This is a genomic window from Candidatus Falkowbacteria bacterium, assembly GCA_013336275.1.
GTDB lineage: Bacteria > Patescibacteriota > Patescibacteriia > Patescibacteriales > GWE2-39-37 > JAAXUA01.
This window is the reverse complement of sequence record JAAXUA010000006.1, coordinates 1-14,534: the sequence shown is the minus strand read 5'-3', so window position 1 is coordinate 14,534 and position 14,534 is coordinate 1. Positions and strand designations below refer to the sequence as shown.

11 protein-coding genes are annotated in these 14,534 nt (G+C 50.5%); all 11 read left to right on the top strand.

What is annotated here, in order from left to right:
- The first annotated feature begins 24 nt into the window (after positions 1-24).
- Positions 25-255, top strand: a complete 231-nt coding sequence (locus tag HGA34_05060; protein ID NTW22875.1) for a hypothetical protein — start codon at positions 25-27, stop codon at positions 253-255.
- 63 nt (positions 256-318) lie between these two features.
- The gene (locus tag HGA34_05055; protein NTW22874.1) at positions 319-774 is read left to right on the top strand and encodes a hypothetical protein; all 456 of its coding nucleotides are present in this window, start codon (positions 319-321) and stop codon (positions 772-774) included.
- A gap of 213 nt (positions 775-987) precedes the next feature.
- Complete coding sequence (locus HGA34_05050) at positions 988-1,464, top strand: hypothetical protein (protein NTW22873.1); 477 nt, start codon at positions 988-990, stop codon at positions 1,462-1,464.
- A gap of 103 nt (positions 1,465-1,567) precedes the next feature.
- Positions 1,568-3,217 carry a hypothetical protein gene (locus HGA34_05045; protein NTW22872.1) on the top strand — a complete coding sequence of 550 codons (1,650 nt, stop codon included), beginning with the start codon at positions 1,568-1,570 and terminating at the stop codon, positions 3,215-3,217.
- A gap of 6 nt (positions 3,218-3,223) precedes the next feature.
- On the top strand, positions 3,224-4,033 hold the full coding sequence (gene rsmI / locus HGA34_05040) for a 16S rRNA (cytidine(1402)-2'-O)-methyltransferase (GenBank protein NTW22871.1): 810 nt from the start codon (positions 3,224-3,226) through the stop codon (positions 4,031-4,033).
- 2 nt (positions 4,034-4,035) lie between these two features.
- A complete protein-coding gene (locus HGA34_05035; protein NTW22870.1) occupies positions 4,036-4,758 on the top strand; it encodes a PHP domain-containing protein in 723 nt (240 codons plus the stop codon).
- Complete coding sequence (gene metG / locus HGA34_05030) at positions 4,751-6,277, top strand: methionine--tRNA ligase (GenBank protein NTW22869.1); 1,527 nt, start codon at positions 4,751-4,753, stop codon at positions 6,275-6,277. Before HGA34_05035 ends, metG begins: the two co-directional genes overlap by 8 nt.
- 17 nt (positions 6,278-6,294) lie before the next feature.
- A complete protein-coding gene (locus tag HGA34_05025) occupies positions 6,295-7,059 on the top strand; it encodes a hypothetical protein (GenBank protein ID NTW22868.1) in 765 nt (254 codons plus the stop codon).
- Between the two features lie 5 nt (positions 7,060-7,064).
- Complete coding sequence (locus HGA34_05020) at positions 7,065-7,586, top strand: CvpA family protein (protein ID NTW22867.1); 522 nt, start codon at positions 7,065-7,067, stop codon at positions 7,584-7,586.
- Positions 7,583-8,194: a threonylcarbamoyl-AMP synthase gene (locus HGA34_05015; protein ID NTW22866.1), complete on the top strand. Its 612-nt coding sequence runs from the start codon at positions 7,583-7,585 to the stop codon at positions 8,192-8,194. The genes HGA34_05020 and HGA34_05015 overlap by 4 nt, the downstream gene beginning before the upstream one ends.
- 129 nt (positions 8,195-8,323) lie before the next feature.
- The coding region (locus HGA34_05010; GenBank protein ID NTW22865.1) for a hypothetical protein at positions 8,324-14,534 on the top strand (6,211 nt) is incomplete at its 3' end.

Below are 14,534 nucleotides of genomic sequence, written 5' to 3'. Positions count from 1 at the left end.
ATATTGAAAATCTAAAACAAACCTATGAATCATTTTCTGAAAAAATTGCGTCGCAAACTTGACAGTATGGCTTGGACTTTAGCCACGACTGGCGCCATGATGATCCTTTTGGGCATCTTGGTAGTGTTCTTCAATTTTTTCACCCGTCTGGTCTTCGGCTTCATGATTATCCTTATGGCCATGGTCTTCATCTATTTAGCTGATAAGTTCTGGTGGCTGAAGCGTGAATTGGACCAGCTGTTCAAGATAAAATAGGCTACTTTACAAACCGGGGAGGAGCGTTTACAATATGGACTTAAGATTAAGCATCTGTTTATTATGACCAAGAAACAATTTTTTTCCGTCCTGATCATCATTTTTCTCCCCTTCATCCTCTCCGGCTGCTTCAAGAAAGAAGTACCGATCAGCCAGGGGGAAAACGGCAGCTATGTCTACACCGCCAAAGACTTGGGTTTCGGCCTGACTTTACCGAAGGAGTTCCAATATTTTCAGACGCAGCGGCAGAATAAGGGCGATTACACTGATTTGCAGATCTTCGTTCCGACCAGTGATACTGATTTTCCGCAAATCGTACCAGGTTATGCCGAAGTCGTCACTATCCGGGTCGTTACCAATAAAGAACATCAGCCAGAGAGGGCTTTCGAGTTGATCGGTTCCGCCGAGGATCGCAGCCATTATATCCTATTCTGGAACAATATTCCCAAAGACTGGAAAGAAAAGTGGACCGACGCCATGAAAAAACAAATTATCGATTCATTCAAAAAGATCAGTTAGCAATAACTGTTCTTTTTTTAGCCTCTTCGGGAAATTTATTGGTAAACAATTTTTGCGGGTCCGGCTTTCGGCATCGTTTTTCCTGCTTAGACGAGTACGTATGCGCGATAAAAACGATGCCGAAAGCCGGCTAAACCCATAGGATTTTACAAATATTTTTTATCGCTCATTCCAAGCCGAATATGATGGCCAAACGATAAAGGAGGCGTGCCCATGGAACGGACAATATTGCATGATGCGGAGTCGTTGCGCAAGCGGATCACTGACACGGAGTGTTTTTCTGATGGCGCCCTGGCGCTGCTTCTGGAAGTGATAAAGTCGGGCTTCATCTCAAGGCTGGAGAACCCAGAGTTCAAGTCTGAACACGGCATCTCCGACAAGTACTTGTGCGGCGAGACCTTCAAAGGCGCGAGTTACGTCGTGGATGTCGAAGGCAGCCAGGTCTTCATCAACTTGCAGGCCTGCGACATGGATATTCGCGGGTACAATGGCAGCTGGCACGTCACCAGCTGCATCGGCTTCAAGGGAAGCGAGGCTGCGGTATTGCGCCTCAACCGGTTATTCCTGGATTACTTGGCTCGAGCTGAGCTTAACGGCCTCAAAGAGCAGGTCCGGGAGATGTTGGCAGCGAATTCGCACCACTTTGTCCTTATCGACCACCGTAGGCCATTCTATGATGCCGCCAAGTGAGCGGTTGTCGGCCGACACCTCGAGTGTCGGCTTTTTTCTTGATTTTAGCCGAAAAATGTGTTACAATATACACAATGGAGGTAATTAACGTTAGCTTTCTATTATGTTTAACCCAACCCTCAGTAAAAAAGAAGAAACTAGGCTAACCGTGACTGAAGAGATCAAAAAACTCTTTCAGGAGACTTATCGCGCCCAAAGCCAATCGACCCGCGAAACTGATGAGCCGAAAATCAAGGTTTCGGATATCATTTCCAAGATGGCTTTTTATTACGAGAAGATCCGTAACTCGGTCGACGACAAAGAAGATCATCTGCTGCACAAGAACGCCATCGACCGCATCATCCGCCGCCAAATCTCGATCGAGCAGGTGCGCAACGGCCAGGAAGTCGCCGCCCACTTGCTGACGGAGATGATCCGCGCCGGCTATCTGCCAAACAATAAGCTGCCAGAGAGCAACATCGCCGAAGTAGGGGCGATTATCGATAAATACATAATCTTGCGCCGCTTGGCTGCACCCAGGCTGGATGAACTTCAGTATGAGGAGAAGAAAGAAATCAACCGCTGGCTGATTTCCTTGGCCGCTTGCGAGATCGAAGAGAAGCTCAAGCGAGATTCGATTACCAAGCTGGCGATCAATATCCTTTATGCCAACCTGGCCAAAGACATCAAATTCCCGGACGACTCGCCATATCATAAGGACAAGGAAATCCAGATCTTTTCCGGGATTTACCGCAGTTATCTCAAGGCCGATCGCGACATGGTCAGCTATGTCCTCTTGAAATTTTACGTCTCCGATTGGCAGCAGCCATCAGAAGAGGTCATGAATAAGACGGCCGCCAACTTGGTCGGTCTCTACCGCGCGATCAACCAGCAGATCGCACATCCGCTGGCACCGCAGCTCGGGCGCATCATCGATCGCTACACCGTTTATTTCAGCATCCTCCAAGAAGTGATCTCCGAAAACCCGGTTTCGGTCTATGATGATTTCAAGAAAGACCCCAAAGCTTTTCCGCGCAATATCAAAGGCGTCTGCGCCAAGCGGTACAAGAAGACCAAGTCGAAGCTGTGGCGTGCCGCCATCCGCAGTATCATCTACCTGTTCGTAACCAAGATGTTCTTGGTATTCATCCTGGAAATTCCTTTGGCTACGCTTTTGAAGGAGAATCCGAGCCTCGGCGCTTTGGCTGTCAATGTCGCCATGCCGCCGATTTTGCTATTTTTCATCATCCTTTTCACCCGCTTGCCAGGAGAAGCCAACACGGCCAAGATCGTGGCTGGCATCGAGGAACTGACTTTCGCTGAGAAAGCCCGCCAGGAACCGATGAGGTTGCGGCCGCCGGTCAAACGCAGCGGTTTTCGCAACGCCTTTTTCAACTTCCTTTACGGCGTTACTTTCATGGTCACTTTCGGTGCGGTCATATATCTTTTGGCCCAGATCGGATTCAATTTCATCAGCATCACCATTTTCTTATTCTTCTTGGCTTTGATCAGCTTCTTCAGCATCCGCATCCGCAAACGCGTCCGCGAGCTGATGGTAGTCGATGCTAAAGAGAATATCTTCGGCTTCATCACGGACTTTTTCTATGTCCCGGTCATCGCTGTCGGCAAATGGCTGTCGCAGCATTTTTCCAAAATCAACGTCTTCGTCTTCATTCTGGATTTCATCATCGAAGCGCCATTCAAGGTCTTTGTCGAAATCGCCGAGGAGTGGGGCAAGTATGTCCGTGAACGCAAAGAAGATATCAGCCAATAAAACATTATGCCAACCCTATATATCGTCGCCACTCCCATCGGCAACCTGGAAGATTTAACACTCCGCGCCCTCCGCATATTGAAGGAGGTTGATTTTATTTTGTGCGAAGACACCCGGGTGACCGGCAAGCTGCTGGCTCACTACGAGATCAAGACTCCGACTATCTCCTATCATCAGCACTCCAATCTGCACAAGGTCGATCGTGTTTTGTCCTTGCTTGAAGAGGGCAAGAATCTAGCCCTAGTCACTGACGCCGGTACGCCAGGGATTTCCGATCCGGGCGGCATGCTGGTACAGGCAGTCTTGGAAAAATTCGATGACGAAGTCAAGGTCGAATCGGTACCGGGCGCTTCGGCGGTCACAGCCGCCCTGTCCATTTCCGGCGTCGCTGCTGACAAGTTCGTCTTTCTCGGCTTTCCGCCCCACAAGAAGGGTCGGCAGACTTTCATCATGAAAATCATCGAAAGCGAGTTTCCGGTAGTGGTTTATGAATCCAAGCATCGCATCATCAAGTTTTTAGAAGAACTCAAAGCCTTGAACGATGAGCTCAAGGCCGTGCAGGCAGCCGATCAAGAAGGAGATGAGGATAATGCCAGCAACCAGGATTATGAAATAGAAGCAGAAAAGAAATATTATAAGAAAGCTAGGAAATCAGAGTGCAAAAAAATCGTGCACCTGACCTCGGTCGTGGTCTGCCGCGAGCTGTCCAAGATGTACGAGACCGTCTATCGCGGCGAATTGGAAAAGATAATCGAAAAGATAAAGAGCAATCAGGACGATCAGAAGGGGGAGTTCGTAGTGATTATCGCCAAGTAGTTATGCTGAAGATTGATCTGCACATCCATACGGTATTCAGCGGCCATGCCCATAGCACGATTGCTGAATACGTGAATCGCGCCAAAGAGCTGTCGATGGATATCATCGGTATCAGCGATCATGGTCCGACCATGTATGGCGCCACGACTAATGATTACTATTTCGGCGGCCTCAAACGGGTGCCGCAGAAGATCGATGGTCTTCTGGTTTTGAAAGGCATCGAGGCTAATGTCATTGGCCTAGATGGAGAGCTTGATCTGGCCGACCGCCTGCTCGCGCGGCTCGATTATGTCATGGCCGGCTTCCATGGCGAGGCTTATAAGGATGTCGGAATTGAAGCCAACACGCGGGCGATGGTCGCGGCGATCCGTTCGGGCAAAGTCGATGTCATCACCCATCCGTTCGTCACTAAGGAAATCGCTGTCGACATAAAAAAAGTGGCCGAGGCGGCCTGTGAGCACAAGGTCCTTCTGGAGATTAACACTTCATATCTCCGTTCGCATCGGCTGACCGAAGACACGCTCGACAATATCGAAAAGATGTTGGCCATAGTCAAACGTCACGGCCAGAAGATCATCGTCAATTCCGATGCCCACTCCATCTGGGAGCTGGGCGATGATGCGCCTTTGGAGAAGCTCAGGCACAAGATCAAATTGGACGATGAGATGATTATCAATAACTATCCTAAAGAATTGCTACGATTATTAAAATACGATAATGAATAAATTTTACGTCACTACGCCGATCTATTACGTCAACGCTCAGCCGCACCTAGGACATACCTATACCACTATTGCCGCCGATGTCTTGGCGCGCTATCACCGCATGACCGGCGACAAGACTTTTTTTCTGACCGGTACCGACGAGCATGGCGCCAAGATCGCCCAAAAAGCGGAAGAGGAGGGCAAAGAGCCGCAGCAATTCGTCGACGAAGTGGCGGCCAAGTTCCAGCTGGCCTGGGATGAATTGGATATTTCCAATGATAACTTCATCCGAACCACGGATCCGGCACACAAGCTGGCCGTTCAGCGGGCCTTGCAGCAGATGTACGATAAAGGGGATGTTTACAAGAGCAAATACGAGGGCCTTTATTGCCAAGGGTGCGAGCAGTTCAAGAACGAAAAAGATCTGGTCGACGGGCTCTGCCCCGACCACAAGGTCGCACCGCAATGGATGAGCGAGGAGGCCTACATGTTCAAGCTCTCAAGCTATCAGGATATACTTTTGGACAAGATCAAGCGCGATGAATTGAAGATCCGCCCGCTCGAGCGTAAGAACGAGATGGTCAGCTTCATCGAGCAGAACGGCTTGAATGATGTGGCGTTTTCCCGGGCCAAGGTCAAGTGGGGCATTCCCGTGCCTTGGGATGAGAATCAGACAATCTATGTCTGGGCCGATGCCTTTTTGAATTATCTCACCGGCTTGGGCTGGGATGGCGAGGCCGGCAAGGCGCCGGAGTTCTGGCCAGCCAACGTCCAGCTGATCGGCAAGGACATCTTGCGCGTCCACGCCACGATCTGGCCAGCCATGCTTCTGTCACTCGGCTTGCCGGTGCAGCAAGAGCTGTTCGTGCACGGTTTCTTCTTGTCTGAAGGGCAGAAGATGTCGAAGTCTCTTGGCAACGTCATCGCCCCCGAAGATCTGGTCAAGAAATACGGCGTCGACGGCACCCGCTATCTCCTGATGGGCGCGACGCCTTTCGGTAATGATGGCGATATCACTTGGAAATTCTTGGATGAGAAATATAACGCTGACTTGGCCAATGGTCTTGGCAATCTGGTGTCACGGCTCATTACCATGACTTTGAACGGTTATGATGGCAAGGTGCCGGAGCCGACCCAGCCTGAGTTGACGCACGGACAGTTGATCCAAGAGGTCAAATACCAGCTGAGCGTCTATTGCAACTCTATGGACAACGTCCTGGTTTCCAACGAGCTGTCCGGCATCATGAAGCTGGTCGGACTGCTGGATAAGAATATTTCGGAATTGACACCCTGGAAGGCGCTGAAGGAAGGGCAGGCCGACACGGTTGCCATGCGCAACTCTTTCTATATCTGGCTTGAGACTCTGCGGGTCATCGCTTGGCTGGCTTGGCCGTTCATGCCGAAGGTCGCAGAAGCGATTTGGCAAGCTTTAGGCCGTGAAGGCGAGTCGCAGAATGATTTCCATGAGGCGGCACGTTTCGGCGGCCTCGTTCCAGGCGCCACGGTAACCAAGCCGGAATCCTTGTTTCCGAGAATCTAATTACTAACGATAAGCTCATGCAAAAGAAATCGCTTGCGGCCCTGGTATTATTGCTAGTTGCCGCTTTCGTCGTGGGTGCCAACGCTGTCTTGGCCACCTATACCAATGAGTCCCAGCCGGTCAGCACGGTCAAATCGATTACTTTGACCGCCGGAGGCGACAACCAGATCAGCTGGTCGACCAATGGCAATTCGGTCAATGGCTTTAAGATCGCCTGGTCGCTCAATCCCGACCCGACTTACCCGCTCCGCTCCGGCGACCAGTATCATTATTATGCCGAGCCGAACAAGTCGAACGATACGCTCGAGGCTTTCTCCGGCGATGGCATCTACTACGTCCGCGTCTGCGAATACCTCGGCGGCAAATGTGGTCTTTATTCGAACCAGGTCAAAATGACCTTGAGCGGTTCCGGCAAGAAGGCTGAACCCATAATCAAAAAAGAGAACAAGGAACCGGTGGCTTGCACCATGGATTATAACCCGGTCTGCGGCCAGAAGAAGGTGGTGTGCATCAAGGCCCCCTGCGATCCGATCAAGACCACTTACTCCAACAAGTGCATGCTTAGCGCCGCTAAAGCCGAGTTCCTCTATGCTGGCGAGTGCAAGAAGGAAGCTGCCAAGCCAAGAAATCTGACTGTCGAGAATAATATCTTGGCCAAGAAGGCCAAGGACTGGGAGAAACGGGTCGGCGTACTGCAGGCCGAGAACAAGCGGCTGAAAGACATCATCAAAGCCCAGCAGCGTGAAATCGCGGAGCTGAGGGCTTTGCTGGGTGAGGAATAATCCGCATGGCAATTTTTGACGCGATACTGCTGATCATCCTGGCCGGGTTTATCTTCTATGGCCTATTCTTCGGGCTAATCCGGACTCTCGGCTCGCTCATCGCCGTCATAGGCGGCGTGCTCTTGGCCAGCTGGTTTTACCAGCCGGCTTACGATTGGGCTTCGGGCTGGTTTTTGGGACACGAGGTTTTGGGCAAGGTGACGGTTTTCTTCCTGCTCTATGGCCTTATCAACCGCTTGATCGCGCTCGGCTTCTATCTTTTAGATCACGTCTTCGACATCCTGACGATTATTCCTTTCCTGAAAACGATCAACCGTTTGGCCGGCGCAGTTTTCGGCCTGATCGAAGGCTTCTTCTTGATCGGCTTGGGGCTCTATACCATTTCGGGCCAACCGATCGTGGGTACCTGGGTGACAGCTTCTCTCGCCAAGTCGGAGGCCGCGCCTTATTTCATTAATTTTATCCTGTTCGTCAAACCGGTTTTCCCGCAGGTACTCGAAGTGCTCAAGTCGCTTTTGAACATATGATGATTTTGGACCTGAAAACCGATACGGCAGCCAAGTTGAAGAAGCTGGCTGCTCTTCTGGCACAAGGCGAAGTAATCGCCTATCCGACCGAAACCGTTTATGGCCTAGGTTGCGATGCAACCAACCAGGCAGCAGTGGAAAAAATTTATTCGATCAAGGGCAAGGATAAGAACAAGCAGCTGCTGGTCTTGGTGGGGAGTCGGGCGATGGCCGAAAAATATTTCGAGTTCAACGCGTTGTCGCGGCGCCTGGCAAGAAGGTATTGGCCAGGCGCCTTGTCCATGATTCTTCCTGTAAGACCGGAGTTTTTGGGAGTATTCGGCCAGGAAAAAGTCGGCGTCCGCTTGTCGAGCAATCGGATGGCAACCAGCCTGTCACGAAGACTGGGCCGACCGATAATTTCAACCTCCGCCAACCCTAGCGGTCAGCCTGCAGCGCTTTCCGGCGAGCAGGTCCAGGCTTACTTCAAAAATGAAGCTGGAATGATTGCGGCTCTGGCCGACGGCGGAGCACTTGAACCATCCCTCGGCTCGACTGTAGTTGACGCCTCTTCTGGTGAAATAAAGTTAATCCGCCAAGGCGCAGTTGAAATTATTGGGAAAATATAACAAGAATTACAGATTCGATATTGATAAATAAGGAGCCAAGAGCTCCTTATTTATTTTTTATAAGTTCACTTCTTGGATGTTGTAAAATATGTTATAATAAGCTTACTCACAAAGAGTATTTTATTATCCATGCTTAGAATATTTCACTTGCTGCAAAGCAAGGTACAACAGATAGAATTCAAATTGGCGCAGAAGCTCGAACAACGGCTGAATCAGCCCTATGCCTCGAGCATTTTTTATTTCGGCATCATCGGTTTGAATGTCTACTTGGTGTTCTGGCAGGTGGTGACTGATCTGTACAAGTTTTTAGTTATACTTTTCGCTGATCCAGGAAATTCATTTAATCTATTTTTCCGACAAAGAGAATTGCGTTCCTGCCCCTTTTCCTATGCGTCTTACAAGAAGGTTCAGGGCAGGGTTAGATTATTCTCGCTCGCCGGCGTAACCGCAATCGTGGCTGTCTCAGTCATGTCCTCCCTTATCACGAACCTGCTTTTTGGCGGCAAGCTCCCGACTTGGGCCGCGACTAAGGATTTTAAGCAGATAGATTGGTCCAACGGTGTTTCGGCGGGCTTTGCAACTATGACCGGCTGGGATCGATATTTGGCTGCATCTTCGACCCTTAACTTGTCCGGTCAGAATATCGCTTTGAATATTGCCGCTAGCTCAACCACCCAGACCACGGATGCGGATTTCAATGCCGGCGCCACCTCTTCGACGGCCGTCGGCGGCAACTCGGTCAAGTTGGCACAGACCAGCCAGAACTACAGCTTGTCTCAAACAACCGATTCGGTGATTACGCCCGGGCCTGGCAATTTGACCGGCGGCTTCAACAATCGCAGCTTGGCTGCCAGTGGCATGTCCAATGTCGTGGCCAACGGTTCGACCGGAGCCAGCTCCAGCATCCAGCTAGCTGTACAAAACTCATCGTTTACTAACACTTTTCAGTTCAATGACGGAAGATATACCCTGACAAGAGGCATGACAATTGATAGCGCTGGCAATATCTATTTGGTTGATGGACAAAGCTCGTCTGGGCATATCTTGAAATACAGTCCAGACGGCAGCACCTTGTTGCTTGATAAGACAGGCTTTGTCAGTGCTAATGATAATGTGGCTTGGGCCTATGATGTCGCGGTTGATTCCGCACAAAATTTCTATTTTATAACCAAGTCAGGAATACCATCTTTTAAAAAGTATAATTCCAGCGGGGGTTTTGTCTATTCGATCAGCCATCCAGGTGGCAAGGGTATCACCATTGACCAATCAGGCTACCTCTATGTCGCCAATGATTCGGGTTTTAAAATTGACAAATACCGATCGAGCGATGGCGGTTTCGTCGCGTGGTTGGGATGGGATGGCGGCTCCGGTTACGGATGGCACACCAGTGGCACGGCTGCTCAAGGCACCGCAAATGGTCAATTTTATTCGCCTGCAGATGTAACATTAGATTCCTCGGGGAATATTTATGTTACAGATTACCCAACACGAGTTCAAAAATTTGCTCCTGACGGTACATTTTTAAGTGCCACCAATAGTTATGGAGGATCCAATATGCAGGTGGCAGTGGATTCGGCCGGGTATATTTATTTGACCGGAAATGGCGGGACGATGCACACAAGACTGAATTCAAGCTTTGCTCTAGTAAGTTCATTCAGCGTTCCAAATGTCACACAAGGTTATGCCGTAACCTCGGACAATAACGGTAATGTTTATTTTTCGGGCAGAAACAACACGACAGCCTACGTTTCCAAATACGGCACGGTTTATACTTATTATGCTAGCGGAACGTACACTTCATATTTTGACGCAGGCACAGCCTTGAATAATATTTGGAATAATTTTTCTTGGACAGAGACAGTGCCAACGGCTAATGTAACGTTGTTTTCCGATGCGTTTACTAGCTTCACAGGGTGGACGGTGAATAGCGGGACTGTTAGTGGTAATGCTTTTGGAAATCCATCAAACAGCGTATCGATGGGGGGAGCTTCTCCGAGCATCTCAAAGGCGTTTACTTCGGGCGCAGGAACGGTTTCTTGGACATACAATGCGTATACGACAAACGGGGGGGTAACAGCTAGTTCAAATGTCGATGGCACTGGCGCGGCTACTTGCACGCTATCACCAATCAATAATTGGTATTCATGCTCAAACTCGAAAGTTGTTTCGGCCGGCTCACACACGATCAATATATCAAGCGGAGCAGGAACTTATATTGATAACTTGACGATAACCGGGCCGTCTGTGGCCGTCGGGCCAACTATTAGCTATAAAGTAAAAGCAACAAATTCAACAACGACCCCAAGTTTCGCCTCGGGAACGTGTGATATAGCCGCTACTGGATCGAATGGAACGGCAACTCTGAACACGACTTGTGCATCGAGCACTAATCGATATCTTTGGTACCAGGCAACCCTCAATGCATCGGCTGATCAAACACAAAACCCAACCCTCGACAGCGCTAACGTCAGTGTCAATGTTGGCAGCTATCTGCCGTCCGGTACCTTTACTTCGAGTTTCGTGGATTTGGGTAGGTCTGTATCGTCTTGGAACAACCTTGCGTGGACTAACCCAGTGGCCCAACCTTTTTCTGTAAAGGTTCGCTCTGGTCGCAGCAACGGTTCGATCGCGCCGACGGTCAAATACATAAACATAGGCACTTCTGGCAGTGAAGCTTGGGAGACGGCAGGTGTTTCGTTGCCGCTGGTTTCGGCATTGACCTCTCCGGCTGGCGGCAATAAGAACTTGACCAGCGCCTCAGACAGTTCATATTGGGAAACGAAATTGACAACTGGACATGATCAATACGACTATCAGATTTATCGGTTGAAAAGTAATTACGCCCTTGCTTCGACAACGGGTTTGACTATAAATTGGCGCGGTTACGGCGAAGCGCAGGCCGGTTATGATGTCGGACTATATCTTTGGAATAATAATGGTAGTAGCTGGGAAGAGCTGGATACTGGTCATCTGGCTGCTGCTGGCGACCTTACGGGCAATAAAATTGCGGCCCTGGATGAGTATATAGACGGCAGCGGATATATCTATGTTGCCGCTTCTTCCAGACACTACAATTACGCCCCGAACGAACCTGCCAGTCCCAATCGCAGCGTGGCAACGACCAGCAACTCGGCCACTATGTCCTGGGCGGCTTATGACGATTTGGATGGTGATAGCGACAAGGAATATTATGTCGAATTCCATAATGGCGCCGGCTGCGGCAGCCTCGATAGCAACAGTGGCTGGATCAGCGCTACTGATTGGAACAAGGGCTCATTAGCTGATGGCGGTTATTCTTGGCGGATCAAGAGTCGCAATTCACCACAAGTCACCCCTGAATCAAACTATTCGGCGTGCTCTAATTTTTCTATTGGCATCGGCCCGGTTTGCGGCAATGGAGTGCAGGAGGCAGGGGAACAGTGTGATAGTGGCGGAGGCAATGGAGCTTGCCCAGCGGCATGCTCTGCCAGCTGTACTAACAACGGCTGCGGCGGAGTGGCCAGCAGCACCTCTTTTGGCTACACTGGGGCTTTTGTTAATTGGATAGTGCCGACAGGAGTTACCTCAATCAGTGTGGTTATTCGGGGCGGTGGCGGTGGCTCATCTGACACCTCTGGAGGTAGCAGCGATTTGGCCTCTTCAACTTTATCCGTCACCCCTGGAGCAACCTTAAAAATTTATGTCGGTGGCGCTGGCGGGTCGCGCCAATATTATAATGGAGATGACGGCGCTGGCGGAGGTTCAGGAGGCTTCGGCTATGCGAACGGCACCGGCGGTAATAATTCACAGAATGGTTGGGGCGATAATTATTGCTATGCCTCTGGTAGCGGTGGCGGTGGCGGTTCGAGCGCAGTTGTTTCAGGGTCGACACGCTTGATTGAGGCTAAGGGCGGTCAGGGCGGCTACGGTTATGACTATGATGACTATGATTATGGCGAATGTAACTATGAATATTTTACTGGCGGAGGCGACGGTGGACCAGGTGGCGGCGCTACCTATGCTTCATCGACTCAGGCTGGCGGCGGCAGCGGTTCTGACACAAACGGTTCGGTCGTTATCAACTATCAGCTGCTTGCATTCAGTGATCAGTCTGGGCAGTCAACCGAGTATGCTAGCATCATCGGGGGCTCATCATTTTTAAATATTATTTCAAGTTTAGCTTCTGGTTTGAGCGAATTCTTAGGAATTGCCAACCCAGAGTCAGAATATATTCAGCCAACCAACCAAGAACTGACTTTTAACTCGCAAGAAAATAGCGAAACGGAACTAGCCCTTCGGCGCTCCCTTAATACTGATTTTGTAGAATTGGTATTAAACGTGGATGAACTTTCGGTGGGCAATCCTGACGATATTAACTGGGCCGCTGACGACATAACCACTTGCCCAGACATCGGCAATGGCGCATCGATTTCTTCTGGCAATAGCTGCGTCCGTGCGGGTGATCGCTTTGTCCAATACCGGGCAGCTTTTTCAACTGCCGATCCGGCGCAAAGTCCGTCTCTTGATAATATTACCTTCGGCTACAATCAATATCAGCCTTCCGGCACTCTCATTTCCAATGCTTATGATACGGGCAGTTTCGCGAATATGATCGCCCAGATCCAGTGGTATCAGAATCTAGCAGCTGGCACTGGCATAAAATTCCAAATTTCGACCGCACCTGACAATGCGGGCGCGCCGGGGACGCCTGGTACTTGGTCGGCTTGGCTCGGTCCGGATGATGCTAGCACTTTTTACACTTCTGCCGTCAATGGCGCCGCGATCGGCCAGGCCATCAACACCGCCCACGCTACGTCTTCTGACAATAGATGGTTTCGCTATTTAGTTACGCTAGAATCGGACGGGGCGAACACCCCGACCCTTCTTGGCGGTGCTAATCAGGGAATTACCATTGTTTATGTTGCCAATGAGCCTCCTGAAGTTGCTGGCGTTACTGCCCACCAGGTTACCACTTCCACTGATCCGGATTATGGCAAGGTCTTTATCGGTTATCAGGCCAGGGATATTGATACTATCACTGACAACATCACCCCCTCTTTTGAATATTCGACCAATGGCGGGTCAAGCTATTCGCCGATTACCGCCGGCCTTTCCGTTGCGGCCACTGCAACCAAGGCCGTGGCCACTTCTACCTTCAATGCATATCAACTTTCTTGGGACCCGAAGCAATCTGTTACCATTGATCAGATTGCCAATGCCCGCATCAGGGTCATTGCTAATGATGGCGAGGCCGCGCGTTCATCCGGCTCTAGCGATTCAGCCGATTTCGTTCTGGATAGCCGAGCCCCGGTGTCAGCCGCTAATTATCCAGTCATTGTCGCTTCGTCCAGTCCGCGTATTTTCCGCTTCTCTACCACCGACAACTCGCCTGTGTCTATGCGCTATTCGGACAATCCTACTGATTACGCCAGCTTCTCTCCGAGCAACAATGCGGGGTGGGTTGATTATGCTGCCAGCGCCACGAGTTCACTTAGTACCAATCCGCTGACTATCTATGCTCAATTCCGTGATTTGTTCGGCAATGTTTCGACTGTGCAGTCGGCCACCACTCCCGAAACCCCACAGAGCTTCATGATCCAGGACACTTCCAATATCAAGGATGGCTTGACTGACTTCCGCTTGTTCTTCGCCTGGAAGGTGGTCAGTGTCAATCAGCCCTCTGGCAGTTTTTCGAGCTACAACATCTACCGTTCGACCGACGGCCAGGCGACATTCCATCACTACGGCACTATCACTAGCTCGACTATTAATTATTTTACCGACAACAACGCACCGTCGATCGAACCCACCTATTATTATGTCACTACCAAGGACGGGAGCGGCAACGACTCGTTCGTGTCACCCATAATCCAGGCCCAAGCCGATGGCTACCAGAATTTTGGCGAAGGTGGTGGCGGTTCGTTCGGTTCCAGCACCGAGGAGTTGCCACCAGCCATCAAGGGCGGGTCGATCAACCACACGGCCGTTTATACTACTCAGGCGACTATCAATTGGGAGACGACGAAGCTGGCCGATTCATTGGTTTATTACAAGACCAGCGCTGGCTGTGATTTTTCCGATGCTATCTCGGCTGGCAGCGCCACTCTTCGTGACGAGTTTAGCCACTTCGGCGGTCATACGGTCACCCTTCTGGGACTTAACCCTAATACCACCTATTATTATCAAGTACGTTCCGCAGCTGGCAGCCTTGTCGCCTCAAGTACTTGTATCGATGACGGCTACTCATTCACCACCCAAGCCGGCCCAGCCATCATCCCGGGTTCGGTCTCGACCGCCAACGTGGGCAACACCACCATCGACATCGCCTGGGACACCGACCAGGCGGCCGACTCCTACGTCG